29 protein-coding genes are annotated in these 26707 nt (G+C 58.2%); 13 read left to right on the forward strand and 16 right to left on the reverse strand.

Going from position 1 to position 26707, the window contains the following annotated elements:
• Positions 1 to 43: 43 nt before the first annotated feature.
• On the forward strand, positions 44 to 523 hold the full coding sequence (locus tag AC5S26_RS08860; RefSeq protein WP_494184485.1) for a metal-dependent transcriptional regulator: 480 nt from the start codon (positions 44 to 46) through the stop codon (positions 521 to 523).
• Between the two features lie 244 nt (positions 524 to 767).
• The gene (locus AC5S26_RS08865; protein WP_494184486.1) at positions 768 to 1409 is read left to right on the forward strand and encodes a DUF4136 domain-containing protein; all 642 of its coding nucleotides are present in this window, start codon (positions 768 to 770) and stop codon (positions 1407 to 1409) included.
• 26 nt (positions 1410 to 1435) lie between these two features.
• Here the strand turns inward: AC5S26_RS08865 and AC5S26_RS08870 are convergent, their stop codons facing one another.
• The 7 genes from AC5S26_RS08870 to acpS all read right to left on the reverse strand — a co-directional run bounded on the left by AC5S26_RS08870 (position 1436) and on the right by acpS (position 6909).
• Positions 1436 to 1855, reverse strand: a complete 420-nt coding sequence (locus AC5S26_RS08870; protein WP_494184487.1) for a hypothetical protein — start codon at positions 1853 to 1855, stop codon at positions 1436 to 1438.
• 295 nt (positions 1856 to 2150) lie between these two features.
• Positions 2151 to 3077 (reverse strand): transporter, encoded by a 927-nt coding sequence (locus tag AC5S26_RS08875; RefSeq protein ID WP_494184488.1) that lies wholly within the window; start codon positions 3075 to 3077, stop codon positions 2151 to 2153.
• A gap of 102 nt (positions 3078 to 3179) precedes the next feature.
• On the reverse strand, positions 3180 to 3842 hold the full coding sequence (gene tsf, locus AC5S26_RS08880) for a translation elongation factor Ts (RefSeq protein WP_494184489.1): 663 nt from the start codon (positions 3840 to 3842) through the stop codon (positions 3180 to 3182).
• Positions 3843 to 3980: 138 nt separating this feature from the next.
• Positions 3981 to 4898 carry a 30S ribosomal protein S2 gene (gene rpsB, locus AC5S26_RS08885; RefSeq protein WP_494184490.1) on the reverse strand — a complete coding sequence of 306 codons (918 nt, stop codon included), beginning with the start codon at positions 4896 to 4898 and terminating at the stop codon, positions 3981 to 3983.
• A gap of 213 nt (positions 4899 to 5111) precedes the next feature.
• Entirely contained in the window at positions 5112 to 5507 is a 396-nt protein-coding gene (gene rpsI / locus AC5S26_RS08890) for a 30S ribosomal protein S9 (RefSeq protein WP_494184491.1), read from the reverse strand.
• Positions 5508 to 5575: 68 nt separating this feature from the next.
• Positions 5576 to 6010, reverse strand: a complete 435-nt coding sequence (rplM, locus tag AC5S26_RS08895; RefSeq protein ID WP_494184492.1) for a 50S ribosomal protein L13 — start codon at positions 6008 to 6010, stop codon at positions 5576 to 5578.
• A 497-nt stretch (positions 6011 to 6507) separates the two neighbouring features.
• A complete protein-coding gene (acpS, locus tag AC5S26_RS08900) occupies positions 6508 to 6909 on the reverse strand; it encodes a holo-ACP synthase (RefSeq protein WP_494184493.1) in 402 nt (133 codons plus the stop codon).
• Between the two features lie 87 nt (positions 6910 to 6996).
• Here acpS and AC5S26_RS08905 point away from each other — a divergent pair, with 87 nt between their 5' ends.
• On the forward strand, positions 6997 to 7398 hold the full coding sequence (locus AC5S26_RS08905) for a hypothetical protein (RefSeq protein ID WP_494184494.1): 402 nt from the start codon (positions 6997 to 6999) through the stop codon (positions 7396 to 7398).
• A gap of 190 nt (positions 7399 to 7588) precedes the next feature.
• On the opposite strand, the gene AC5S26_RS08910 is transcribed toward AC5S26_RS08905, so the two are convergent.
• The 5 genes from AC5S26_RS08910 to AC5S26_RS08930 all read right to left on the reverse strand — a co-directional run bounded on the left by AC5S26_RS08910 (position 7589) and on the right by AC5S26_RS08930 (position 12753).
• Positions 7589 to 8926 (reverse strand): transporter, encoded by a 1338-nt coding sequence (locus AC5S26_RS08910; RefSeq protein WP_494184495.1) that lies wholly within the window; start codon positions 8924 to 8926, stop codon positions 7589 to 7591.
• Between the two features lie 52 nt (positions 8927 to 8978).
• Complete coding sequence (locus AC5S26_RS08915; RefSeq protein ID WP_494184496.1) at positions 8979 to 9611, reverse strand: C39 family peptidase; 633 nt, start codon at positions 9609 to 9611, stop codon at positions 8979 to 8981.
• Positions 9612 to 9682: 71 nt separating this feature from the next.
• A complete protein-coding gene (locus tag AC5S26_RS08920) occupies positions 9683 to 10123 on the reverse strand; it encodes a hypothetical protein (protein WP_494184497.1) in 441 nt (146 codons plus the stop codon).
• Positions 10124 to 10214: 91 nt separating this feature from the next.
• A complete protein-coding gene (locus AC5S26_RS08925) occupies positions 10215 to 11684 on the reverse strand; it encodes a hypothetical protein (RefSeq protein ID WP_494184498.1) in 1470 nt (489 codons plus the stop codon).
• A 472-nt stretch (positions 11685 to 12156) separates the two neighbouring features.
• Positions 12157 to 12753 (reverse strand): hypothetical protein, encoded by a 597-nt coding sequence (locus AC5S26_RS08930; protein ID WP_494184499.1) that lies wholly within the window; start codon positions 12751 to 12753, stop codon positions 12157 to 12159.
• Between the two features lie 49 nt (positions 12754 to 12802).
• Between AC5S26_RS08930 and AC5S26_RS08935 the strand changes: the two genes are divergently transcribed.
• From AC5S26_RS08935 to AC5S26_RS08945, 3 genes are all read left to right on the forward strand, one after another.
• Positions 12803 to 13570 carry an ABC transporter ATP-binding protein gene (locus tag AC5S26_RS08935; RefSeq protein WP_494184500.1) on the forward strand — a complete coding sequence of 256 codons (768 nt, stop codon included), beginning with the start codon at positions 12803 to 12805 and terminating at the stop codon, positions 13568 to 13570.
• A 188-nt stretch (positions 13571 to 13758) separates the two neighbouring features.
• Positions 13759 to 14001, forward strand: a complete 243-nt coding sequence (locus AC5S26_RS08940; protein WP_494184501.1) for a putative signal transducing protein — start codon at positions 13759 to 13761, stop codon at positions 13999 to 14001.
• Complete coding sequence (locus AC5S26_RS08945) at positions 13958 to 14227, forward strand: hypothetical protein (RefSeq protein ID WP_494184502.1); 270 nt, start codon at positions 13958 to 13960, stop codon at positions 14225 to 14227. Before AC5S26_RS08940 ends, AC5S26_RS08945 begins: the two co-directional genes overlap by 44 nt.
• A 5-nt stretch (positions 14228 to 14232) precedes the next feature.
• Here the strand turns inward: AC5S26_RS08945 and AC5S26_RS08950 are convergent, their stop codons facing one another.
• Positions 14233 to 16212: a M1 family metallopeptidase gene (locus tag AC5S26_RS08950; protein ID WP_494184503.1), complete on the reverse strand. Its 1980-nt coding sequence runs from the start codon at positions 16210 to 16212 to the stop codon at positions 14233 to 14235.
• Positions 16213 to 16493: 281 nt separating this feature from the next.
• On the opposite strand from AC5S26_RS08950, the gene AC5S26_RS08955 reads away from it, so the two are divergent.
• The gene (locus AC5S26_RS08955; RefSeq protein WP_494184504.1) at positions 16494 to 17378 is read left to right on the forward strand and encodes a magnesium transporter CorA family protein; all 885 of its coding nucleotides are present in this window, start codon (positions 16494 to 16496) and stop codon (positions 17376 to 17378) included.
• Between the two features lie 10 nt (positions 17379 to 17388).
• Here the strand turns inward: AC5S26_RS08955 and AC5S26_RS08960 are convergent, their stop codons facing one another.
• Genes AC5S26_RS08960 through AC5S26_RS08970 form a run of 3 tightly spaced genes read right to left on the reverse strand, consistent with a single transcriptional unit; the run spans position 17389 to position 19537 of the window.
• Complete coding sequence (locus AC5S26_RS08960) at positions 17389 to 18306, reverse strand: bestrophin family protein (RefSeq protein ID WP_494184505.1); 918 nt, start codon at positions 18304 to 18306, stop codon at positions 17389 to 17391.
• Complete coding sequence (locus AC5S26_RS08965; RefSeq protein WP_494184506.1) at positions 18303 to 18953, reverse strand: carbonic anhydrase; 651 nt, start codon at positions 18951 to 18953, stop codon at positions 18303 to 18305. Before AC5S26_RS08965 ends, AC5S26_RS08960 begins: the two co-directional genes overlap by 4 nt.
• An 11-nt stretch (positions 18954 to 18964) precedes the next feature.
• Positions 18965 to 19537, reverse strand: a complete 573-nt coding sequence (locus tag AC5S26_RS08970; protein WP_494184507.1) for a thioredoxin family protein — start codon at positions 19535 to 19537, stop codon at positions 18965 to 18967.
• A gap of 64 nt (positions 19538 to 19601) precedes the next feature.
• Here AC5S26_RS08970 and AC5S26_RS08975 point away from each other — a divergent pair, with 64 nt between their 5' ends.
• The 6 genes from AC5S26_RS08975 (at position 19602) to AC5S26_RS09000 (ending at position 26542) form a co-directional block, all read left to right on the forward strand.
• Positions 19602 to 19889, forward strand: coding sequence for a Dabb family protein (locus AC5S26_RS08975; RefSeq protein ID WP_494184508.1), 288 nt, complete (start codon positions 19602 to 19604; stop codon positions 19887 to 19889).
• 32 nt (positions 19890 to 19921) lie between these two features.
• A complete protein-coding gene (locus AC5S26_RS08980) occupies positions 19922 to 20461 on the forward strand; it encodes an HNH endonuclease (protein ID WP_494184509.1) in 540 nt (179 codons plus the stop codon).
• Between the two features lie 612 nt (positions 20462 to 21073).
• Positions 21074 to 24340, forward strand: coding sequence for a vitamin B12-dependent ribonucleotide reductase (locus AC5S26_RS08985; RefSeq protein ID WP_494184510.1), 3267 nt, complete (start codon positions 21074 to 21076; stop codon positions 24338 to 24340).
• 84 nt (positions 24341 to 24424) lie between these two features.
• Positions 24425 to 25336, forward strand: coding sequence for a hypothetical protein (locus AC5S26_RS08990; protein ID WP_494184511.1), 912 nt, complete (start codon positions 24425 to 24427; stop codon positions 25334 to 25336).
• Positions 25337 to 25473: 137 nt separating this feature from the next.
• Entirely contained in the window at positions 25474 to 25914 is a 441-nt protein-coding gene (locus tag AC5S26_RS08995) for an REP-associated tyrosine transposase (RefSeq protein ID WP_494184512.1), read from the forward strand.
• A gap of 160 nt (positions 25915 to 26074) precedes the next feature.
• A complete protein-coding gene (locus AC5S26_RS09000) occupies positions 26075 to 26542 on the forward strand; it encodes an ExbD/TolR family protein (RefSeq protein WP_494184513.1) in 468 nt (155 codons plus the stop codon).
• Positions 26543 to 26707: the final 165 nt, after the last annotated feature.

Below are 26707 nucleotides of genomic sequence, written 5' to 3' on the forward strand. Positions count from 1 at the left end.
CCTAAAAATTCAAGAGAGTCAATGAACCGTTTAGGATTAAGAGATGGCGAGAAGCCGGGAACAGAAGGCTAATACGGAGTCGGTCGATAATTATCTGAAGGCGATCTTTCACCTGAGCCGTGATGGAAGACAGCGGGTCAGCAGCGGAGACTTGGCAGAGCGTCTCGGTGTCGCGCCCGCGTCCGTCACGAATATGATTCAGAAACTAGCCTCCGCGAAGCCGGCTCTGGTGGAGTACGAGCGCCACTATGGCGTCAGCCTTTCACGTGCCGGTAAGAAGCGGGCAGTCGAGATCGTTCGTCACCATCGTCTGATTGAGACATTTCTCTATCAGATCCTGGATTACCCTCTGGACGAACTTCACGACGAAGCGGAGCGGTTGGAGCACTTTATCTCCGAAAGCTTCGAGAGGCGCATCGCTGCAAAACTGGGAGACCCACAACTCGATCCGCATGGTCACTGCATCCCGTCCTTGGAAGGCTCGATGCCTTCGTTTCATCGTGAGACCTGCAAATGCGAATGAGGGTGGCGGACGAAAACTATATCCATGTGTCGGTACTTATCCGGTTAAATGGGCACCGGGAAAGAGACTCAGGGATGACCGAACCAGACGTACTGCCGCTGCTGTTGCAGGTCGTGTAGAGGTTCGATCTTCGCTCGGATGGGCTTGTTCATGCGAAAAAGCTGCATGAATGGGCCATCCAGCGAGTATCGTCGATTCAGTCATCCGGGCCCCCAAAATTACGCTGCAAGAAAGAAGGTACGGCATGAGCTACTTGATGAAACTCGCGCTGGCTGCCGCATTGATAGCAGGATCTTCACCGACCCTGCTAGCCAGCAACGTAAGAACCGACTACGACCACACGGCGAACTTTTCGAGCTACAAGACTTACTCATGGGGTAACGTGAAGACGACCAATCCCTTTTACACCAGTCGCATTCAGGATGCAGTCAATCAGCAACTGCAGGCGAAAGGATGGCAGCTCGCTCCGTCCGGCGGGGATGTCACCCTGTTTGCTACAGACAACATCCATGACCAGCAAGAACTCCAGACGATGTACGACAATCTTGGCGGCGGCTGGGGCGGCGGCTGGGGCTGGGGTGGTTGGGGCTGGAGAGGTGGTTGGGGAGGGGGCTTAGGGACCGGTATTGCCACGACCACGACGACCAATCAGAACGTCGCAAACCTGGTTGTCGATATGTTCGAGGGCAGTTCCAAGAAGATCCTGTGGAGAGGACTTGCCACGGAGAATCTTCAACGAACGAGGACAAAAACACCAAGTCGCTGGACAACGACATCAAGTCGATGTTCAAGAGCTTTCCACCGAAACCTGCCAAGTAGATTCAACTCGGCGTTCGAAGCGAGAGCAACGGATACCACGACAAAAAGATACCGAGAAGAGCGGTGAAGGAAAGCCGCTCTTCTCGTATCAGGCTAGTCGTTGTAAGGTTTCACTCCGCAGAGATTGGATTTGGATACGGGAACCTCTTTCCAGTTCATCTTCATGGCCTCATGGAACCAGGCTGCCACCGGGATTAATGCCGTTTGAGAATTCGACCAGCCCTGCTTGATAGCATCCGGAGTCAGGGCCGGCATAGCATCTTTCGTTTCCAATCGTTTGTCCCATGCTAAATAGCCGACGATATCCGAGGGATTCGGCGATCTTTGGGCTATGAAATGTTGAGCCTTGGAAATTGATAAGGGGTATTGCGGTGTTGAGTACGCAGGCAGATGCCTTACCTCTTCAGTATTTAGCACGTTCCATAGCTTCTGGAACTGCGGGGTACTTAAAGTCGATTCATAAATATGAAGAGTCGCCGTGGTAGCAGGAAGGGTCTGTCTTCGGATTTCCATATGGAATTGCCCATTGCTCCGAACAAGAATGCAGGCATTCGTTGTCGTGCCCGTTGAAGTAAGTTCAAGGTTTGTTTCACGAAGGACAGTGAGGATCGATTTGGAAGCTACGCCGGTTTGCGCAGCGCGTGCGGCTACGGTTGTGAGCAAAACGAATGCCACGCAAGACCACGTCAAGAATCGCGACGATGTATTCCGTTCGCTGCAGATCACAAAAGAGTACCTCCCAGCGATGAGGGCCGCCCTGAGAATAATTTCGGGGTGTGAGCCTGTCACTCAAATAATCTGCGAGGGATCACGGGTGCCCGAACCAGACATACTGCCAGCCGCCGGAGATGGTCCTGAACTTCGATCCCACGTTGCCGGTCACACCCGAACTGTAGCTGACTTTGAAGGAATGTCCTTTGGCGAAGGGATACGAGAATGTTGCCCCCAGGCGGGAATTGTTCTGCCTTTCAGAAGGAACTCCGTTGTTGACAGTCGATGCGCCACCGGTATACCAGGTGGCGTCGATTGCCGCCCAGAGGCCTCGGCGAATGGTGTAACTCACGTGTGCCTGAAGCGCTGGGAGAGGATTCTGCGTTCGTCTGGAGTGCCCGGTATAGAAGCTTTTGTTTTCGGTAAAGAACCAGGCCGCTGCGTAGAGATCAAGGTCCACTTTCTTGAGCGGGTAGGAGATTCCGATCTCCGGCTTGAAGGACCATCGATTCGTTCCGAGATTGATCAGTTTGGTGTTGTCGTATTGTCCCGACGGAGAGGTCATGCTCAGACTGGTGCCGATGATGAGACGTCGATGTGGCCGGCGAGCGAATTCGGCCGGAGTCATGGCGGGACTGCCGCGAAGATTGATGGAGATGCGAGTCTTCGTGTCTGCGAGGCCTGACCGGTAGATGCTGCCTCGCTGATCTCCGACGTCACCGGAGACGTTGCCCCAGGCGTAGGGGAGCGTGGCGGCGAACAAACCCTGCTTGCCGAATACTCCGAAGGTGCGCCCTACACCAACGACAGGCGAGTAGAGGGTGGCGTTTGCATTGGTGATGGGAAGTGTGGGGTCGAAGGCGACATCTCCGCTTGACCGGCCGAATCCGATTCCGACGAAGTTGGTTCCGACGGGCGAGGCAGAGTAGGCGCGAGGTTCGAGATCCTGCCCGGCAGCGACGAGAGCAGACATGAGCATCGTCCAAACCAGAAATATTCGCGCCGCGTGGACGGGAATGCTCATGCGGAGAATATTCGCACAGGACTAACGAAAAGTAGATAACGATGACTCAAAAGAAAAGCCCGGGCGGCAGCCCGGGCTTTCTGGTATTGCTACCGAGATTATCTATGCCGATGCCTCCTCCGAGGAGGTCTGGGCGGTGGTGGCAACGGTCCAGTTGGGATCGCCTACCTTGAAGCGCGCAAAGCGGCGAACGCTGATGTTTTCGCCGAGCTTGGCCACGCGGGTGGCGATGATCTGCGCGATGGTCTGCGCCTGGTCCTTGATGAACGGCTGATCGAGCAGGCAGACCTCCTCGTAGAACTTGCTCATCTTGCCCTCCAGCATCTTCTCGATGATGTTGGCCGGCTTGCCGGAGGAGGCAGCCTGGGCGCGGTAGATCTCCTTCTCGCGCTCGATGTCCTCGGCAGTGACGTCTTCGCGGCGAACGTAACGCGGGTCAACGGCTGCGATGTGCATGGCGATGTCGCGGAGCAGCTCCTGGAAGTCAGGGGTGCGGGCGACGAAGTCGGACTCACAGTTCAGCTCTACGAGGACGCCGATCTTTCCGCCGGCGTGGATGTAGGTTCCGACCGAGCCCTCATTGGTGGAGCGTGAAGCCTTCTTGGCGGCCGATGCCATGCCGCGCTTGCGCAGGACGACGAACGCCTCTTCCATCTCGCCCTTCGCCTCCTGCAGCGCCTTGAGGCAGTCGCCCATGGGTGCGCCGGACTTTTCGCGGAGTTCCTTGACGAGTTTTGCATCAATCTTTACGGCAGTCTCAGACATTGGTAGTTCCCTTCATTGGTGTAAAGCAGGATTCAGACAAAGGGGGCGCGGGTTTGAATGACCCGCGCCCCCCGATAGTGCCAGATGGCGGTTACAGCACTGCAAACGCGGTGGACTGAACCGACCGAATCGTGGGGCTTAGGCTCCGGTCTCGGCGATAGCGGTTTCGGGCTCATCGACAGAGGCCGCGGCTGGTGCCTTGCGGATGTTGCCGCCGAGTACAGCAGCCAGGTCAACGTTCTCGTCCTCATCGGCGTCGGCGGCGGTGATGGAGGCCTGAACCTCGTTCAACTCGCCTTCTTCGCCGATGTGCTCGGGAGCGACCTCGGCCTGCTGAACGTCCGAAACTTCATCGGAGAAGGCGCGCTCGGAGACCATCTGAACGCCTTCGAAGGCCGAGTCGGCGATCTTCGTGGTGAAGAGGCGGATGGCGCGCAGAGCGTCGTCATTGCCGGGGATCACGTAGTCGACGACCGTGGGATCGCAGTTGGTGTCGACGACGGCGACGACCGGGATGCCGAGCTTGCGAGCCTCGGAGACGGCGATGGCCTCGTTGTTCGAGTCGATCACGAAGAGCGCGTCAGGAAGCCGCTTCATGCTCTTGATGCCGGATAGATTGGTCGAGAGGTGCTTGCGCTCGCGCTCCAGCTTGATGACTTCCTTCTTGGTCAGAAGCTCGTAGCGGCCGTCGGTCGACATGTCGTCCAGTTCCTGGAGGCGCTTGACCGACTTTTGCACGGTGACCCAGTTGGTAAGCAGACCGCCCAGCCAGCGTGAGTTGATGTACGGCATTCCGGCGCGGTTGGCCTCTTCGGCCACGGCGTCCTGTGCCTGACGCTTGGTGCCGACGAAGAGAATCAACTTGCCGGTGGAGGTAAGATCGGTCACGAACTTGGACGCGTCCTTGAACATCTTGAGCGTCTTCTGCAGGTCGATGATGTAGATTCCGTTGCGCTCGCCGAAGATATATTCCTTCATCTTCGGGTTCCAGCGCTTGGTCTGATGCCCGAAGTGAACGCCAGCTTCGAGCAGTTCTTTCATAGTTATGGAAGCCAAATTAGATCTCCTTGGTTGAGGCCCTTATCGGAGTGCGCACATCCGGGACCTGGATTTATCCCCCGTAGGGGAGATTGGACTCCTTGCCGCTGGCGACGTGCACCCCGCGGGTGTTGCGAGCAGGAGCCGGATCACTTGGATCAGGCTCCTGCCAAAGCGGTAGTTCCCGTAAAGCGAGACAGCAAAGACAGCAAAACTGCTGTGAAGCCTGCTTTAGCGCTTCGAGAACTGGAAGCGTGCGCGAGCGCCCTTCTGTCCGTACTTCTTGCGCTCTTTGGCGCGGGAGTCACGGGTCACGAGGCCTTCGCTCTTGAGCGCCTTGCGGAGCTCAGGGTTGAACACCATCAGCGCGCGGGCGATGCCGAGCTTGACGGCGTCAGCCTGACCCATCACGCCACCACCGCGAACGGTGGTGATGACGTCGAAGGTCTCGCCGATGTCGTTGATGCCAAGCGAACGCTTTGCAGCGGCGCGCTGCTGCGCGGTGACGAAGTAGACGTCAACGTCTTTCTTGTTGACGGAAAATTTGCCGCTGCCCGGGCGCAGGAAGACGCGCGCGATCGAGCTCTTGCGACGGCCGGTGCCATAGTACTGGACGAGATCTGCCATGATGCTCCTTGAACCTGCTTGAAACGGGGCCGAAGCCCATCGAAACTTGAAAATGCGATCCGCGAAACTTAGGCGGTCGCCTCGAGCGGCTGTGGCTGCTGGGCCTGGTGCGGATGCTTGTCGCCCTTGTAAACCTTCAGCTTGGTCGCCATCTGGCGGCCCATCTTCGACTTGGGAAGCATGCCCTTGACGGCCTGCTCGACGATCGCCTCAGGACGGCGCTCCAGTAGCTTGACGAAGGACTCTTCGCGCAGGCCACCAGGGAAGCCGGTGTAGCGGCGATAGAGCTTCTGGTCAGCCTTGAGGCCCGTAAGGACGATCTTCTCGGCGTTGATGATCACGACATGGTCGCCGGTATCGATGTAAGGCGTGTAGAGCGGGTTGAGCTTGCCGGACAGCACATTGGCTGCTTGGGTAGCGAGGCGGCCAAGCGTCTTGCCGCTGGCGTCGAGGACAAACCACTTGCGCTGAATCTCTTTCGCGCTCGGAATCCTGGTGGACATCGTTTTAGTACTCCTTGGTTCTGCCGTCTTCCTTGTTCGGCGTGGTGCTGAGGAAGAATGATGGAACGAATGGGTGTTGCTCTACGGTGAAACCAAATTCTGAAAACGAACCAAATGCCACTCAGGCGTTGCACGCCGCGAAGGAGAAGAACGGTCTCCAAAACACGAGCGATTGGCCGCCTGAACTGCGCACAGAGCCTGGTTCCTGGACCTGAGGTGTGGGTGCTTTGGGGGCAAAGGGCCCAAATGTCTTGGACTATCGACTGCCCCGGGTGGATCCACTACGATGTCTCGCCGCCTTCTGGAACGTATAGACGCACAGACGTACAAGCGCGAGACTGCGCGAGTTTTAAGAATAGCTGAGGTTCAGGGGCGCGTCAACGAAGTTTTCCTGAGAAATTGCCATAACTTACGAGAGATGCATGCCGGACCGTGGACGTCTGGCAGAGTTTGCGGCGAGAGGGAGCAATAAGTATAAGAAACTGAAAATAAACAAGCTACGCTCTTCTGGTAACTTCATTGCCTTCCGCAATAACAACGGCAAGGGCAAGATCGCGGCTGTGAGTGAGGCTGAGCGACAGACTGGAGATTCCAAGCTGGTCGGCAAGTTCGCGGGCGCGACCGCTGAAGTGGAGAGTGGGCCGGCCACCCGGTTCACGCTGCACCTCGACCTCTTTCCAGGCAACGCCACGGCTGATTCCGGTGCCGAGAGCCTTGGCTCCGGCCTCCTTGGCGGCAAATCGCGCGGCGAAGCTCTCGGCGGCGTGTTTCTTTTTTCGCTGACAATATTCGATCTCCCCGGAGGTAAAGACGCGGCGCAGGAAGCGCTCGCCGAACTGGTCGATGCTGCTCTCGATCCTGCGGATCTCGATCATGTCCGTTCCCACTCCCAAAATCATGGGGTTACTCCAGTGCACTCATTCGTCATATGACCACCGTACCGCGCCCGGCATCACGCTACAACCGGTTGATTCCGATGAAGGTGTATGACAAAGATTCAGGGAAGGAACCCCCAGCAGGCTATGTCATCACTCAACATTCAGGGGTTTAGTTATGACGAGAGATCGGGAGTGTTGCCAGGACTCCTGGCCTCTCTCGCCGATTGCGGCGGATGGGTTCTGGACCGTCGCGCTCTCTCTTCGAGAACGATGGAGCTGCGGGTCGAGGTACAGCTGCGCTCGATTTTGGACCTTTATGGAACCATCGTTGCCGCAGGCCTCGAGCTTACGCGGTCGTCCCATATGGCTCTCACCGACCTCTGCACATGTCGCAGGAATCTGACCGCGATGAGCGACCTGGGACAGGTGGTTACTGTAAGAATGGAGATCAGTTTTCTGGAAGAGATCACGCTGCATTCGCTGCTCGAATCCGGGAGTGCGCCAGCGTAGAGAAAAACGGCGATGGAGCATCGCCCAATTCATACCCCATCGCCAGAGGCCGGCAGATTGCCGGTTGTCTATGAGCTGCCTTTCACATCCTCGGTGATCAGCCACCGGTGACGCAGCCTCCACAGTAGTGCTCCTGTCGGAAGTAGTTGTCAGGAAGTTGTCATTGCATTGTGATTTCCTTCCAGCCCGATCAGTGAACACTATTCTTTGGCTTCCAGAGAGCTCTCCGAATGGGAAGGCCGACAGAGAACTGCAGGTTCGGAGTGTCTGGCGTGAGGCCGACGCCGAAGCTGAGATCGATGGTTCTCCCTGGAGCGTACAGATACGATGCGCCAAGCCGCAGCGAGCCTTCGACGAGGAAGGAGGCGGGCACGACCTTATTGTTCAGCGTAGTGGCGCGGGTAAAGCGCTGATCCCATCCGATGGTCATCGAGGTCTCGGGATTCAGGGAGAGGATTGAGCCGAGCTGGAAGCCGACCGAGTCGCCCGGCTTGAAGTGGCCGGGAACCATCGCACCCGGATTGTCGGGATCGTTAGCGGGGATCGAGTGGGTTCCGTTTAGGTTCGCGGTGTAGGAGAGGTTGCCGAAGAAGACGACGGGATCGTTCGACTTCGCGGCAGTCAGGTTTCCCTGCACGGCATAGAAGCCCGTACCCAGAGCGGTCTGGCTGCTGTTGAGGTTGAAGCTGTCGACTCCAGTCGTGGTCTTGAAGCGAACATTGGCCAGCAGGTCGGGGACTCGGCCATGCTCAAGCGTCAACTGCCGCGAGAGGCCGAACGTAATGTCGCCAAGGCCGAAGGTACTCTGAGAGGTCTGGGTATTGTTGACATCGACCGTGCGATTCAGCTGGTAACCATAAGGGATGTAGGTATCGAACTGCAGCTTGTGGGGAAGACCCAGGCGCGAGGAGAAGGTGGGGAGCAGAAGATCTTTGCGGACGCGCTGCGAGGCGATATCGCCGACGACGAGCACGGGCAGAATCGCAAAGCCGTCGATGTTGATGCGGTCGGAGGTCGAGCTGAAGTAAGAGGTCGTGTTGTCGAGCTCGATGGTTCCGGGCGGCAGTAACAAGCCGCCACGAACGATGAGAGCCTGATCGAGAGCCTGGCTTGCCTGCCGCTCCTCCATGTCGTAGCCGGAGTTGGTAACAACCGAGTTGACCGCCGAGGCGGCTCCACGTGAAGCGGGTGCAGGGGCAGGAGCGGACGCAGGAATGGATTTGGCGGAGACGAGTTCCTTCGGCGAGGTGGTAAAGCCTCCATTGACGCGCCACTCCAGCTCCTGCACGCGTTCGAGAAGATTGCGGATGATGGCGTCGCGCTCGCGTAGCGCGTCGTTCAGGCGCTGATTCACGGCCAGGAGCAGGGAGTCCTGCTGGGAGATCGGCTGATTCGACGGCTGCGGGCGATTCTGCAACTGAGGCTGCTGTGAACCCTGGGCCGGAGCCTGTTGGTTTTGCTGGGCCTGGAGTTCCGTGGCCGAACCTGCAAGGGCCCAGCAGATCAGTGCGGTGCAATATCTCTTCATCGTGGGTGACTGCATCGATCTAGCCTTTCGCTATGCATGGGTCTCAAGAAGTTCAATAGAGATAGTTGGGAGGGATGGCCACGCCGATTCCCCGTTGAATGATGCTTGGATCGGGGATGGAACGCGAGGCGACGGTAGGAGGTTTTTCGGTGATCATCAGGTCGGTTGGCGGACGCACGACGAAGACAATGCCCTCTTTCCACAGGGACTGAAAGCGGTCCACCCTCATCGTGAGGTTGCCGAAGCCGGGGTCGGCGATGATGACATGGCCTCCCGTAATGCGCCGCACCACAATGAAGTGGTCGAAGCCCTTCACGCGTATCGGCACGATGACCGCGGTCTTCTTCGAGGCGAGCTCCTCGATGGACATTCCGGAGAAGCCTTCCGCCTGATAGCCGCGCGCCTGTGCGAAGCGCTTGAGGTCCAGCAGGGAGAAGCCGCCGCGGGCTCGTACCCGGATCGGATCGACGCGATGAAGGATCCAGACGACGATAGCGGTCTCGGGAGTGTTGTCTTTGAACTCGTACGTGAGAAGTGTGCTGAGAGCGGCTGCTCCGCAGCTCATGTCCCATTTCTGGCGCACGACATCTTCGCCGCGAATCTCCTTGAGGCTGCGAATTTTTTTTCCGCCTCCCTGCGCGTCCGCGCCGTCTCTGGTTTGAGAGGACGCGGAGGCAGGGTACAAGAGACCACTCGCCACAAGCAGCGCGAGTGCTCTACACCCGGACCTTAACCAATGAACAGGGAGGAGCATCATCAGTGTTTCCCGAGGTTCGCCTGTGTCAGAGTGCCCACAGTAGAGTTGATGTTGACGTTGAGGTTGAGCAGGACATTGACCTGCGAGTTCACTGCGTTGATGTTTACCAGCGAACTCAGGTTCTGCTGCGCGTTGCCGTTCAGGCTGAGGGTTCCCATGGTGTTGCCACCGAGGGGACCGCTCTGAAGCGCAAGCGAGCCCGAGCTCGAGACCAGACCGTTGGCCGTTGGCGCTTGACCCTGAAAGCGCACTACGCCGTCCGACATCCCGGCCGAGACGGTTCCGGCCGTGACTTGATCGAGCGCAGCATCACTCAGGGGTTTTGCCTTGACCTGGATCCGGCTCTGAGCCTGGTCGCGGACTGGCGTTTGTGCGCCAGCCAGCGTCAGACCTGCCGGACTCAGCAGGACCAGAGCCGCTATCACGAGAATTCGTCGCATAAAAATACTCCTTGAATCCAGTGAAGGAGCGAACGGAACGCTGGCGGACCCGGCAGGGTGAACTGCCGGATCCACTCGCGCCGGTTCGCTCTTAGCGGACCTGATAGATGCTGTTGGTCTGATAGATCGTCGGCGCCGAGTTCATGTTCGACGTGCGAGCGATGTTTACGCCATTGGCAACCATGCCGCCGGCAGCGTTGACGATGTTGAGTGCCTGAGCGTTCTGGAGAGCGTTATCGGAAAGGGCCACGGTGTAGATGTTGCTGGCCGTTACCGTCGATCCATCGACCGCGACATACTTTCCGCTGGCAGAGTCAAAAGCGACTGCGCCCTGCTTGTCGTAGGTCAGGTCAAGAGTCTGAACGGTGTGGTTGGAGTACTCGTTGGACTTCTCCTTCGATACGGTTGCGGAGAGAGTGGAGTTTTTGTGGTCCGTCGCCGACAACGTATCTTCGGTGGAGTGGTTTGCATCCAGGCTGGAGGTCTTCGTAGAGGACTTGCTGGTGCTCAGCGAAGCATCGAACGACTTCTCGGCATCGAGTGAGGCCGACTTATCGGACGACTTGCTGGCTGAGGCATCAAGCGAGCTCGACTTGTCAGACGACTTGCTGGCTGCGGCATCGAGCGAGCTCGATTTGTCGGACGACTTGCTGGCCGCCGCGTCGAGCGAGCTGTTCTTGGTGGATGACTTGCTTGCCGAAGCATCCAGCGCTGCGTTTGCGTCCAGCGAAGAGCTGGTAGCCGAAAGCGCAGCATTCGCCGCCAGGGAAGCATCGGCGTTCTTCGTCGACGAGTGAGCCGTGGACAGGGAAGCATTGGCGTCCTTCGAAGACGAGTGATCCGTCGACAGAGAAGCACTGGCGTCCTTCGAAGACGTGTGATTGGTGGACAGCGAGGCGTCTGCGCTCTTGGACGAAGAATAATCCGTCGAAAGCGAGGCGGACTTGCTGAGGCTGGCATCTAGCGATTGATCGTGGCTGTTGCTGTAGTCCTTCGAGAGCGAGGATGTCTTCGTGTGGCTGAGATCCAAGCTCTGGTCATGGGTCTTCGAGGTATCGAGAGAGCTGTCGAAGCTGCTGCTGCTTGAAGCGCTCTTGTTGACATCGGACGAGGCCGACACGCTGAGCTGGGAGTTCGCTCCACGGTAGTAGCCGTCGATCTTTGCCTTCTGAGCTGTGTTCTGTGTGATGTCATTGCTCTGGTTAACGTCGGCTCCGCTGTTGGCATAAGGCGCCGAGATGGTGCCGCTGTAGACGTTCACACCGTTACCTACCAGCGCGTCTGACGAGCTGACGATGTTGACGCCCGAGGCTCCGCTCAAGGCGGCGCCGCTCAGATCAACAGATCCATTGTTGTACACGGTCACCGTGGAGTTGTTCGCCGCGAGTGCGGAGTTCTCCTCACCGGCGGCAGTGACATTGTCCATCTGGTTGTCACGCAGCGTACGGGTCTTGTTTTGTTTCTTATCATTTTTGTCCGACGACTTGTTCGTGTTGCTCTGGGCATAAGCCTGTCCAGAGACGACTAAGACTGTAACGAGAGTAGCTGCAATGGTTTTCACTTTTCTTCCTCCACACGGTTGGGTTAGCGATATTCCGCCGTCTACGCAGATCACGCTGCATAGTGGGCAATTTTGACGCTGGCCTGACTTACCCTGACGGCAGGGTCTTGGCGAGCATCGCTGATTGAGTCCCAGGAAGCTTCCTGAAGGAAGCGAGTAGACCGTACACCGCTGCTCACCTCGGAGAGACCAGCGGTATTCGGAAACTAGAAAGAGCCCAAGTGCATTAAAGCGTTCATGAAAATCAGCTCCACATCACGCCGGCCCGACGCCTGTGGAATGAGGCCGATACAACACGGCCTCGCACTAGTGCAATCGAGATACCAATTACGAAGCTTTCAAATGTGCAGATTTGAGGCATCTTTTGCACAAGGTCGCAACCTTTTGCATGGAAAAGTGAACTCTCAGGTGTTTAGCAAAAAATTGCTCATGAAAGATCACGGAAATTGCAAGGATTTTAGAGGTGCAAAGGTTACCGCTCGAGTGGAACGCTGACGGAAGGATGCAGCAGGCTGTCGCGATCACCGAGAAGCAGCGCATACGGAAGTCTTCGACCGTGCGTGAAGATGAGCCGGAGACCGGTTGCATCGCTCGCGACTTTAAATACCGGCTGGCTGACGATTGAATTGCCTGGCGCGACGATCGTCGAAAGACGCACCCCTTCAAGCCCCGGGACTTCGTACCATCGACGGCCTTGAGAATCGACAAGGTAGGCTTTCAAGCGCTGGTCGCCCTGGCGGTCTTTGCGAGAGTGGTTGGTGATGCGCACGGAGACGCGCAGCACCTGTTCGCCATGACTCGCCAGATAACCCGGCATGATCTCGGTCTTGATGACAGCGAGGCAACGGGTGCCGAAACACTGTTCCTGGCCGCGAGCGATGGAACCCGGGTTGGCCGTAAGGGAGATCGCCAACAGTACGCCGATGTACAAAAGCCAGACTCCGCCGATCCAGATCAGGTGTCGACGTGCCTGACGGCGTTCCTGCCGACGGTAAGACAGCGTCACGCCGAAGAAGCCGACGAGGCTCCATCCGGCAAGGATGAGCAATAGAAGCTCGGCCCAACTCATCCCCATTCGCATGCAGAGGTCCCAGTCACGATAGACTCAAAGGTAACTCATGGCGACTCCTTCTTCCCTACCTTTGGGCGTGGCAAGTCCAACCCAGCCGATCATTACCGCCCAGAACCTCGGCAAGACGTATCACTCCGGAAAGCTCGAAGTTACGGCATTGCGAAAGGTCAGCTTCTCGGCCGATCCTGGGGAGTTCGTCGCCATCGTCGGCCCCTCCGGCTCCGGTAAATCAACTCTCTTCTATATCCTCGGCGGGCTTACGCAGGCCACCTCGGGGTCGCTCTTTATCGGCGGGGCCGAGTTCTCACGGATGTCGGACCTGGAGCGGACACGCATGCGCCGTGCGAAGATCGGGTTTATCTTCCAGCGCTTTAATCTTCTGCCAACCCTGACGGCCTTGGGCAATATCGAGATCGCTCATGACATCGCCAACCTGGGAGCGGCGGAGAAGAAGCCGCTCGATCGAGCCCTGCTCGATCACCTGGCCGACCTTCTGGGCATCAAGGGCAGGCTCGACCATCGGCCCAGCGAGCTTTCAGGAGGCGAGCAGCAGCGTGTCGCCATCGCCCGGGCCCTGATCTCGCGCCCCTCCATTGTGCTGGCCGATGAGCCGACCGGCAACCTGGATACGAAGAACTCCGATGCCGTCCTCGACATGCTGCGCCACTCCAGTCGCGAGATGAACCAGACGGTCCTGATGATCACGCACAATCTCGAGGCTGCACAGATTGCCGACCGGATTATCCATATGCGCGATGGCGAAATCAGAAATATCGAGAAGGGAACCGGACGCGTCGTTCACGAGGCGTTATAGGGCTCCCGGCACGCTGCTATGATTCCGGACATGTCCGAGCCGACCTTTGAGGAGTTCTATCATTCGCAATCTGATTTTGAACTTCTAAGATCGCAGAGGATTGGCACTCCCTGGTCGAGTCTGCGCAGATCGCCCTGCAGGCAGAGTTTGCTCGACGCGGAATCGCGTTTCGTGCGCCTGAACTCCAGGTGGAGGAAGATCCATCATCGCGCTATCGCAATCTGGTCACGATCCGCCGGTATCGCGACTTGTCTGAGGCCATCGTTGCTCGTGGCGTTATCGAATCAGCAGGTATCTTCTGCTTTCTCAAAGACGAAAATTTTGTCCGGCTGGACTGGCAGATGTCGAACCTGATTGGAGGCATTCGCCTTCAGGTTGCAACTGCGGATGTCGACGCTGCTGAAGCAATCCTTGAACAACCCATTCCCTGAGGCGATCGCTCTGCCCGATCAGCCCTCGTTTGAGCAACCGCACTGTCCTCGTTGTAATTCGATCAATATCGCTTGGGAACGCCAGGGCCGGAAAGCAGCCTTGGTTGCTCTTTATCTCGTCTCGCTGCCCTTGCCTCGCGGCTCTGAGTCGTGGCTCTGCAACAATTGCGGCCTGCGATGGATTGAAGAAGAAGATCCGACGCAGGCCGCGAACGAAATGCAGTGAAAATGTTATTCCGCTGAAATCGAATTGTTGCTGCGATCGTCGTCGGGAAGCTTGTGATCCGGATCGATCACGACCGAGGCAATCGGCTTCTTGTCGTCAGATGACCAGACGTACTCCCCCTTGCTGAGCCAGGTTTCGACTGGAAGGTGAATGCGTTCGGTCGTACCGTCCTTGAACTTCACCTCGACCGTCGCTGGAAGCACGAGCTGCCCTTTATTCAGGATAGTGAGGGCAGCCCCATCGATCTTCGTTACCGCCAGATCGAACTTCCAGTTGTTCATATACCAGCCGCGCCAGAACCAGCCCAGGTCCTCGCCGCCCTCGCTCTGCATGGCGCGGAAGAAGTCTGAAGGCGACGGATGTTTGAAGGCCCAGTCGCGGATGTACTTGCGGAAGGCCCAGTCGAACCGCTCGGGCCCGAGAATCTGCTCGCGCAGAAGCACCATTCCGTAAGCTCCCTTGAAGTAGCTGACCGGATGCCCAAGCCGGCCAGGGTAGCCATCGGCAGGGAAGAGGACCGGAGGAGCGGCGGGGTCGTCGATCACCTTCAGGATCGTATCCGGGGGCTCACCGCCAGCCGAGTATTCAGAGTCGCGCTTGGGGCCGTATTTGCCACCGGCGTACTCGTCGGATTCGAAGATATCGATGAAGGTGTTGAAGCCCTCGTCCATAAAGGCGTTGCGGCGTTCGTTGGAGCCGACGATCATGGGGAACCAGTCGTGGCCGATCTCGTGCGCCGTCACCCAGAATAGGAACGCCCCCTTGTCCGGGATACCGTCGAAGACGATGCCGGGATACTCCATGCCGGTGGAGAAGCCGGCGACGCTGATGGCCGCGGGGTAGGGATACGGATACCAGCGCTTGGAGAAGTTCTCGACCGAATTCTTCACGTACTCGGTGGATTTGGTCCACGCATCGTCGCCCACGCTCTCAGGCGGATAGACGCTCATCGCCAGCGACTTCTTCCCATCGGGAAGATTGATCTTCGCGGCGTCCCACACGAAGACCGGCGACGCGCTGAAAGCGACATCGCGGGTGTGGTCCATGTGGAAGTGCCAGGTGAGCGTGCCGTCCTTCTTCGGGCGGCTGGCTGGATCGGCCACCTCCGCAGGAGTGCGGATCATCACCGTCGCGTCGCTGTTGCGCGCCTGTTCGAGTCGAGCTGCTTGCTGCGCCGTGAGAACCTCCTTCGGGTTCACCAGTTCTCCGGAGCCGGCGACGATAAAGCTCGATGGCACGGTGACGTAGTAGTCGAACTGCCCGTACTCCAGGTAGAACTCACTGCCAAGGTAGGGCAGCGTGTCCCATCCGCGAAGGTCGTCGTAGACGCACATGCGCGGATACCACTGCGCCATGTCGTAGATCTCGCCCTGCTGCGATTTCCCCCACGAGGTTCGTCCGCCCCAGACGCCGGGAATCTGGTAGTGGTACTTGATGTGGATCTTCAGCTGGCCGCCATGCGGCTTGAGAGGCTCGGCAAGACGAATCTGCATCCGGGTGTCGGCGATCAGGTAATCGGCCTTGACCCGTTGCTTGCCCGACTCGATCTCGACCGAATCGAATGCATAGCCTTCGGACGAAGGCCGAGGCCCGCTCTCTTCTTTGCCGCGTCTTCCGCGCGCAGCAGCGCCGAAGGCCTCCCGCGAGCGTGAATCCTTGCGATAGATGTTCTGTTCCACATGCAGCCACACGCTGGTGAGCCTGTCCGGGCTGTTGTTGGTGTAGGTGATGGTCTCTGTGGCCGTGAGCTGCTTGTTTTCAGCGTCAATGGTGGGATGCAGGTCGTAGTCGGCCTCGTTCTGCCAATAGCTCGGTCCGGGCGCGCCATTGCTGGAACGGTACGCGTTCACAGGGTCAGGCAGGGTAAGGGGAGCGAAGGTCTGGACCGGATCGTAGGCGGGGGCCGAGGGCGAAGTGCCCTGCGCGTACACAAACGGTCCGGCTGCGGCAACAAGAAACACGAAGGCACGGCAGCGATTCCACATCAGGGGAAGTTCCTCATTTCAGAATTTTGGGTGAGCTCTTACCTGAAATAGACGTTGAAGCCGATACGATGGACGCAAGACAAACTTTGACTTCGGTTGCACCCAAAAATCGCGAAGTTACCCCTATGCCAGATCCGGAACTCATCACTACCCTATCGCCGCTGCTTTACCCTTTCTCAAAGGAAATGCCGAAACACACTTCAGCGATGGCGTTGGCGCATCGGAATTCTGGAAGTTTCAAAAAAGAAGAGATCAAGTCGTAAAACGGGAGAAACAATCTCATGCCGTGGTATCAACTCGACGATCCGCACGATCCGAAGCTCGATGAGCTTGCGCGTCAATACAATCTCCATCCTCTACATGTTGAAGATGCGCGCAGTAAAGACGAGAGCGTTAAGGTCGACTCAGGAAGTCTATACACCTTTGCTGTGCTTAAACCGGTCTACCTGAAGACTGATCCCGAGGTGCCGACGGAACAGATGCCGGCCTTCTCGACGATCGATATCTTTGCAGCGAAGGATTTCCTGATTACGATCGTCGATCCGGTTTGCCCTGCTACGACGGACGCACTGGAGCGTGCGCGCCGGGATGGCGATGAGGAGCATCCTGCTCGGCTGCTTTATCTGATTCTCGATACCATTGTCGATCGCTACTTTCCCGCCATCGACCACTTCGACGATCGTATCGATGCGCTGGAAGATGCCATCTTTGATAACCCCTCCCCCGAGATTCTCGGACAGGTCTTTGCCATCAAGCGCGAGCTCATCGATCTGCGGCGAGTGCTCGTCAACACCCGCGATGCCTGCCTGCATCTGCAGCGTGATCCCAACACCATCATCGACAGCGAGCATCAGCTTTACGTTCGAGATACCTACGATCACGTCGCGCGTCTGCTGGACTCCGTCGAGACGCAGCGCGACCTCTTGAATAACTCTCTCGATATCTATCTAACGTCGGTCTCAAATCGAACCAACGACGTGATGAAGGTTCTCACGGTGCTGGGAACGATTGCACTGCCTGCCATTGCGATCTCCGGAATCTATGGCATGAACCTGAAGGGCCTGCCGTTTGAAGAATCTCCCCATGGAGCTCTCTTCGTTGGCTTCATGGTGATATGCTGCACGGCGCTGTTGTTATTTGTCCTTCGCCGCATGCGCTGGTTCTAAGCCGATCGAATCACCACAGGATGTCGTCGACGGGAACGAGCGGCTCTGGCAGCGTTGTTTCCCCGAGCATCTGTCGCAGGTTGATCTCGATGATTCGAGTGATGGATGTCAGCGGGATATCGTGCATCGTGTTGTCAAAAGGATCTTCCAGGTCGCGGCCGATCTTGTCCAGCGCCAGGAAGATGAATCCGACCAGCGTCGATCCAAGAGGCGTGAACCATCCCAGGCTCGAGACCATCGCCAGGGGCAGCAGAAAACAGAAAATGTGCGCGCAGATCTGCGGAAGATAGTCGTACTGCCTTGGCATCGGCGTGTTCTTGATTCTCTCCGCTCCTCCCTGGGCATCGACAAGATCGTCAAGACTCTGGTTCATGGCATGCCACTGCGCCATGTCCAGCCAACCACGATCCAGTGCATCTCTCAAGAGCAGGCTCTGCCACTGTTGAATCGCCACGGGGACATTTTTCTGGTCGCGGAGTGCCGCGACCTCGCCTTCGGTGAGCACGGACGTAACCTCGCTGAGCGGATCAAGCCGTCGAAGATGTTGCCGCAGAGCGTGAGCCCATGCGATCTGGTAGTACACCATCTGCTTCTGGGTTCGCTCGAACTCACCCGAAGCATCCTCACCCTTCTTTTTGAGAGCGGTCGTCGCCAGGCGGGCCCAGCTCCTCGCATTATTGACGATCGCGCCCCACAAAATTCTGGCCTCCCACCATCGCGCATACGAGGTGCTGTTGCGGAACGCGAGGATCACGCCGATCGCGGAGCCGAACAGGGACAGAGGGATCTCTTCCAGGGCCGCCCATTTTATATAGCCTCTCTGATAGAGAATCACGATCACGACGTCGTATGCGAGCAGCCCCAGAAGCGGCAGGCCCACATACTGAACAGTCCGCAGCACAAGGTGTCTGCCCCGGGGAACGATCATGCGATGGAGCCTTTAGCCGCGATCGTATGGAAGGTTCTGTCCCCATTTTCGGAGATGCGGACCTGGCCGGTGCCGATGTCGTAAACCCAGCCCGACAAGGTCAGTTCCTCGCGCGCCGCCGCACCGGCAACCGCAGGATGGGTCCTCAGGTGCTGGATCTGCAAAAGCACGTTCTCTTCGGTCAACCGCTTCAGGCGCTCGACCGGAGTCTCATATTTCGGCGTAAGCGAATCAGCCACGCTCAAGGCCGCCTCTGCGTTCCGCATCCAATTCTTTACACTCGGAAGGCTTTCAAGGCTGGCAGGATTCAGCAATGCCTTCATCGCTCCGCAATCGCTATGTCCACACACTGCAATGTGTCTCACTTTGAGCGCAGCGACGGCATACTCGATAACGGCGCTGACGCCGCCCATCATCTCGCCGTAGGCCGGAACCAGGTTGCCGATATTGCGGGTGACAAAGATCTCGCCTGGACCGGACTGTGTGATCAGCTCAGGGTCGATGCGTGAATCGGCGCAGGTAACGATCAGCGCTGCCGGACGCTGCGGCTCGCTGGCTGCCTTGTGATAGATCTGAGCCTGTCCGGGATAGATCTTCGTCTGGAATTGTTGAATGCCTGCTTTGAGCTTTCCGAGAATCTCGTCCATCGTCTACTCCTCTATTCCTTCCATTTGATGTTGCATCCGATGGAAAACTTCTGGTTGGGATCGGGACGCTTGCCTTCAATCACAGCGTCCATGGCCGCTCGCAAATCTCTTCCATCCACGGCAATGTCGTTGCCGATGTCTCCGCGCCGGGGACGGCTGTCGTCGGTCTGTCCCCGATAGACGAGCTTCATGTTGCCGTCGAAGAGAAAAAGGTCGGGAGTACAGGCGGCATCATATTCGCGGGCAACCTCCTGGGTTTCGTCATAGAGATAAGGAAAGCGGAAGCCAAGCCGTTCGGCCTGCTTCTTCATCTCCTCGGGCGAATCCTGGGGATGAGCGGCGACATCGTTGGAGGAGATTGCGACGATGCCGATCTTCCCTTCGTAATCCTTGCCGATCCGGGCAAGTTCCTCTTCGACATGCTTCACATAAGGGCAATGCACGCAGATAAACATCACCAGCAGGCCCTTGCGCTCGGCGGCTGCATCATCGCGTCCGACGGCCTTTCCAGTCACAACGTCTTTCAATTCAAAGGGCGGAGCCACCGTTCCCAGCTCAACCATCGTTGATTGTGTTCGCGACATAAATTCTCCATCTTTCAAGGATCTCGTCGAACCATTCTAAGCGGAGGCGATTAAACTAAATCGCATGATCGTCCATACATTTCTGTTCCGCTGGAAGTCGGGCACGACCGAAGATCAGAAAAAGCGCGCGATCCACGAGATCCAGGCTCTTCAGGGGAAGATTCCCGGCCTGCTGGAGACTCTGGTGGGCAACAATCTCTCTCCGCGGGCCCAGGGATACGACCTTGGCGGAGTGATGAAGTTTACCGATCTCTCGACCTTTGAGGCTTACAACGATCATCCTGTGCATCAAAGGCTGCTGGCGTGGCTGATGCCCCTGATCGATCCGGTTGAGGTGGACTTCGAGGTCTGAGCCTATCCTTAGATCAGGATCAGGAACCAGACATGGATCGGGACACGCTACCATCGCGCACACTCTCTGGCGGCCGTGCGCGCCGCCACGACCTTCCCACGGGCTCCAATGGCCTTCCTCTCTGCCGTTGGTGCGATCTTGAGGTCCTCGCAAAGCGTCGGCGAACCTTCTGTAGCGACTACTGCGTGGACCAGTGGCGTCTTCGCACCGATCCCGGCTACCTCCGTGACCAGGTCTTTGCCCGCGATCGCGGCCGCTGCGGCATCTGCCAGATCGATACCGTGGCAGCCTATGCTGCGCTGAAGCGCGCGAGGGGCCCCGCGCGAGCCGCCGGTCTCCGGCTATACGGCATGAAGAGCATCGCGAGCCGGCGCAGCCTGTGGGACGCCGACCACATCCTCCCGGTCGCCGAAGGAGGCGGCCAGTGCGATCTGGACAACATCCGCACACTCTGCCTGCTCTGCCACCGCGAGGCCACCGCCAAACTGCGCGCCCGACTCCGAGACAGGAAAGTTCCAACTCCGGCTGGGGAATTCCGTGGCAGCCGCGAAGAGCCGGCTCTCCCCGGTTAGCAGCGCCCAATCCCTCCATCACTCACTTAATCTCGTCATCGGCCCCGAAATTTTGTCATTCCGACCGGAGCGCAGCGAAGTGGAGAAATCCCTGTATTTTTCCCGTCCCGGCACCATGGCGGTGAAGTAAGGAACCCCATGGTTCGCCGCTGCGAATCCCAGGCCCGGGCCCAGACAACCGCATACAACGAAAGTGCCATCCGGATCGGCCAGATTGGGTCCAAATTTCGAGGCTTCAGAGCCACTCCCGGCGCGTCGATTCCAAGACTTCCACAGCGAAATCACTGATTTCCACCGGCCTTCCTGCGTTACTCTCGCATTACAGGAGTATTGCCGCAGCCAACACAACATGTTGTGCTTTATACTTGACATACCCTACAGGCGGCGGTACTTTCACGACTGCAGCAAAGACGCAAGTCAAAGTTAGGACAATTCGTTACTGCATGACTTCAGCCCGTTCGCTCCGGTTGCCAGCACGTTGGCACAGCTTCGATCAGCCAGCGCCCTGAAGCCCCAAAAGAGACCCGCCCCGCCCAGCCGAGGCCCAGCACAGCCGGAGACCACTCGAGCTCCGGGGCATCAAATTTAAAGCGAGAAGGAGCAAACTCCCCCATGGCAACGATTTCCAAGAAAACTACCAGCGCTGTCCTTTCTGAACCAACCTCTTCGGCTGCAGCCAAACACACCCCTGGCCTCGCCTTCTCGCGTCACTTCACCCGCTCCGGAGTCTCGCCCTTCGATGAGATCACCTGGGAGCTGCGCGACGCCGTCATCCAGGACTTCAAGGGCAAGATCATCTTCGAGCAAAAGAACGTCGAAGTTCCCTCCGACTGGTCGATGACCGCCACCAACATCGTCGCCTCGAAGTATCTTCACGGCCAGCTCGGAACCCCCGAGCGCGAGACCGGCGTCCGCGCCCTGATCACCCGCGTCGCCGAGTCCATGCGCGACTGGGGCATGGAGGGTGGCTACTTCGCCTCCGCCGAGGACGCCGAGATCTTCTTCGACGAGCTCTGCCACCTGCTGCTGAACCAGAAGGTCGCCTTCAACTCACCCGTCTGGTTCAACGTCGGCTGCGACCGTCTCGAGCCCAACTCCGACGCCCAGAACTGGCACTGGAACCAGGCCACTGGCGAAGTCGAGTTCTCCGTCACCGGCTACCGCAAGCCCCAGTGCTCGGCCTGCTTCATTAACTCGGTGAACGACTCGCTCGACTCCATCCTCACCCTCGCCAAGACCGAGGGCATGCTCTTCAAGTGGGGATCGGGCACCGGCTCGAACCTCTCCAGCATCCGCGGCTCCATGGAAACCCTCTCCGGTGGCGGCACCGCCTCCGGCCCGCTCTCGTTCATGCGTGGCTTCGACGCCTTCGCCGGTGTCATCAAGTCCGGCGGCAAGACCCGCCGCGCCGCCAAGATGGTCATCCTTAACGTCGACCATCCCGACATCATCGACTTCATCGAGTGCAAGCAGAAGGAAGAGGCCAAGGCCTACACCCTCACCCAGGCGGGCTACGACGGCTCCGGTCCCGACTCCGAGGCCTACAGCTCCATCTTCTTCCAGAACGCCAACAACTCCGTCCGCGTCACCGACGAGTTCATGCACGCCGTCGAGGCCGATGGCACCTTCTCCACCCGCAACGTGAAGGCCCGCACTCCCGTCAAGGAGTATCGCGCCCGCGACATCATGAACAAGATCGCCGAGGCCACCTGGCAGTGCGGCGATCCCGGCATGCAGTACGACACCACCATCAATCGCTGGCACACCAGCAAGAACACCGGCCGCATCAACGCGTCCAATCCCTGCTCCGAGTACATGTTCCTCGACGACTCGGCCTGCAACCTTGCATCCTTCAATCTCCTGAAGTTCCTCACTCCGGGAGGCCAGTTCGATATCGCCGCCTACCGTCACGGCATCGCCGTCGTCACCACCGCGATGGAGATCATCGTCGACGCCGCCGGTTACCCCACCGAGTCCATCGCCAAGAACTCGCACGACTACCGCCCGCTCGGCCTCGGCTACGCCAACCTCGGCGCTCTGCTGATGGCCTTCGGCCTGCCGTACGACTCCGACGCCGGACGCGACTTCGCCGCCACCGTCACCTCCATCCTCTGCGGCGACGCCTACTGGCAGTCCTCGCGCATCGCCGAGCTCTGCCCCCCGCTCGGTGCCGCAACCCCGCTCACCCAGCAGGCCGAGATCGCTGGCGGAGCCTGCCCCGGCTTCTACGTCAACCGCGAGCCCTTCCTCGACGTCATCCGCATGCATCGCGCCGAGGTCAACAACATCGGCAAGTCTCGCAACAGCGCAGAACCCTTCGTCGCGCCGCAACTCGACGAGCTCATCGAGGCCAGCAAGGATAGCTGGACCGGCGCGCTCGCTCACGGCGAAAAGCACGGTTATCGCAACTCCCAGGTCACCGTGCTTGCTCCCACTGGAACCATTGGCTTCATGATGGACTGCGACACCACCGGCATCGAGCCCGACCTCGCCCTCGTCAAGTACAAGAAGCTCGTCGGCGGCGGCATGATCAAGATCGTCAACAACACCGTGCCCTCGGCGCTCTTCAAGCTCGGCTACACCAACGCCGAAGTCGACGCCATCGTCAGCTACATCGACGCCACCGGAACCATCGAAGGCGCGCCCCACATCAAGTCCGAGCACCTCGCCGTCTTCGACTGCTCCTTCAAGGCCTCCAAGGGAACCCGTTCCATCCACTACATGGGCCACATCAAGATGATGTCCGCCACCCAGCCCTTCCTCTCCGGAGCCATCTCGAAGACCGTCAACCTCCCGCAGGACGCCTCCGTCGATGACATCGCCGAGGCCTACATCGAGTCCTGGCGTCAGGGCCTCAAGGCCGTCGCCATCTACCGCGACAACTCCAAGGGCTCCCAGCCGCTCAACGTCTCCGGGGCTGACGGCAAGGCCCAGAAGGAGAAGGCAACCTCCGCCATCGCTGCCGGTTCCATCGAGATCGAAGAAGCCGTAGCCGCCGCCAAGGCAGCCGCCAACGTCCGCATCTCCGCGCTCGAGTCCCAGATCCTCGCCATCACCGAGGCCGCCAGCAAGAACAGCGACGCCGCCGATGCGCAGTCGCCGCCCCGCGCCGTCCGTCACCGTCTCCCCGCCGAGCGCGCCAGCATCACGCACAAGTTCGGCCTCTCCGGACACGAGGGCTACATCACCGTCGGCCTCTACCCCAACGGCCAGCCCGGTGAGATCTTCATCCGCATGGCCAAGGAAGGCTCCACCGTCTCCGGACTCATGGACTCCTTCGCCACCGCCGTCTCCCTCGCCCTCCAGCACGGCGTGCCCCTCAAGGTGCTCTGCGAAAAGTTCGCCCACACCCGCTTCGAGCCCTCCGGCTGGACCGGCAACGAGCAGATCGGCTACGCCAAGTCGATCATGGATTACCTCTTCCGCTGGATGCAGATCCGCTTCCTCTCCGGCCAGCAGCTCTCGCTCTTCGCCGGACTCACCCCGCAAGGCTCCAGCCAGAGCTCAGCCCAGCATGCCGTTCCCGTCATCGGAACCGTTCAGGGCGCAGGCAGCCACGTCATCCCGTCGCTCAACGCTGGTGGCGAGGACAGAGGTGTCATCCTCAGCGGAGGCGCAGCCGGAGTCGAAGGATCTGTGGCTGACTTCTACCCCGGAACCACCCCACCCCAGCAGGGAATCGCCCCCGACCCGACCTACACAGCCGAGTCCGGACCCATCTCCATGGAAGACCGCGGAATCTACCACGCCGCCAACGCCATGAAGAGCATGTACGACATGGGCGACGCCCCAAGCTGCGCCACCTGCGGAGCCATCATGACCCGCAACGGCTCCTGCTACCGCTGCATGGAATGCGGAAGCACCAGCGGCTGCAGCTAGGAATGATCATCGCGGCTAGCGTAGCTCCTAAAACACTAGCCGCGAACTCCGTCATCGATAAATTTGATGTGAAAGAGGATCAAATTGTCTGAGATGCAAGCGCCAGATAGTTCGATTGAAGCTGCTCTAAAGTTTGCGCGTGATACGGCTAAGGATGAACTTGACCGAATTGATAGCCTTCACAAGAGAACGCTGATTGGGTTGAACATCAGTGCAGGGGCAGGCGTTTTAGTAATTGGATTGCTGGGGTGGGTTGGTTATTCGAATTTGCGTGACCTTGCAATTGCTGCCGCTCAAAAGCAGATGCGTGAGGAAATCAAGAGGCAGGTCGCAGATAAGATTGCACCGGCGGAAATAAGAAAAGCTGTACGCGAAATATTGAAAGAGAAAACCGACGCTGAACTTCAGCGATTAGTGGCCGATCAAGTAGGAACAAAAGTCAAAACTGAAGTGACTCAACAGGTAAGAGAACAGTTCGCTGCGGAACTACCGCAGATCAGAGAGATAGTTTCGAACGAAACGAAACAAATTGTTACCGGGTTGGAACCAACTATTAGGACGACAACAATCGATGAAACAAAGAGGATTGTTCAATCCCGCTTTGCGGTCTTAGGCCTAGTAGGTGAACGTCAACAAAAATTTAAAGACATTCTTCGTTCAAAAGGTCGACATTCCGTTACTTTTAGGTGCGATAAGGTTGATAGCTTTGAGCCAGATATCATGTACTTACGAGAATTTTTTTCTGCTGCTGGTTGGAGCGTTGGACAGGACATCAACGATATTCCCTTGAAATTTGAAAAGGGCAGTGGTGGCTTTGAAACTGTGATTATCGGTCCGAATGGCAAGGATGATCCAGATACCAAGGCTCTTCTTGATAGTCTTGATCAGGCCGGGATCAAATATTCCATCGCGACAGAGGAGCCCGCTTCTGACTATGTTCCTCGTCCATTGTTTCCTATTATTCTTGCTCGTCATGAAGTGGTATTTGGTTCGTGACTTAAGGCTAGATCATGTATTTAGACTGATTCGAGCTTCAGCTCGAACGCCTCGTTAAGGGCACGGCTTCAGCCGTGCCACAAAAGTCGCACCATGAAAAGCGGCTTTAGCCGCTGAGGTACGCTTACAATCGCCGCATGGCGATCCCGAGCCGCACCGCCAAGCCCGGCACCTACTTCATCACCACCGCAACCCACAACCGCCGAAGACTCTTTCAAGTCGAAAGCAACGCCGCCCTCCTCCTCGAAACTATCGACCACTACCGCGCCAGCTATCTCCTGCACGCCTACGTCGTCATGCCCGACCACCTTCACCTGCTCCTCACCCCAACCGACATCGCGCTCGAGCGAGCCATGCAGCTCATCAAAGGTGGCTTCTCCCACCGCATCGCCTCGAAGCTCCCCGTCTGGCAACGAGGCTTCACCGACCATCGCATCCGCGACGCCGCCGACTACGACATCCGTCAGAACTACATTCATCGCAATCCAGTCGCGGCGGGAATCTGCGCGACGCCGGAGACATACTCCTTCTCCTCCGCCAACCCAAAGCTCCGCCTCGACGAGTACCTCAGCGGCTAAAGCCGCTTTCCAGGCACAAAAGTTGCGGCACGGCTAAAGCCGTGCCCTTAACAAAGCTGTGCCCCAAGCGGTGCGCGCAAGCTATTCGAGCGAAGCTCGAACCCTCCAGGAACATCCATCCTATCCACGGTGTCAAAGGAAGACATGGAGGACTCACCTCATGTCCATGACATCCGGCAGCAGCAGGGAACTCCGAACCGAGATCAACGTCACCCCACTCATCGACATCCTTCTCGTGCTGCTGATCATCTTCATGGTCATCCAGCCCACCGCGCTCCAAGGCCTCGACGCCTTCGTCCCCCAGCCCTCCAAATCTCCTGACCGCGCCGACCAGCCGCAGGCCATCGTCGTCCAGCTCCTCGGCGACCGCGACCACGGCGTCACCTACAAGATCAACCAGACCACCCTCGACAAACGCGAGATCGAATCGAAGCTCGCCGCAATCTTCGCCACCCGCAACGACAAAGCCATGTTCATCCAGGGCGACGCCGATCTCGACTTCTCCCTCGTGGCCGAAGTCATCGACTACGGCCATCAGGCCGGCGTCGACAACATCGGAATCATCACTCCTCGGACGATCTCCCGCTTCAGAGACCCTGTCAAGCTCGAATCCAGCGCAACTCTATGAAAATAGAGGAGAACTGCGCTGCCGATCAGTTTGCCCTAACCCCATAGAATAGATAGAGAAGGAAAGAGACGGAGAGATAGAGGGAGATAGGGACCCGGAAGTTCCTATCCAAACAACACGAAATGGAAGTCCGGACTTAAGCCCAATCTTTGGAAGACTTTGCGC

The organism is Edaphobacter sp. FHG110511_03, from assembly GCF_059115365.1.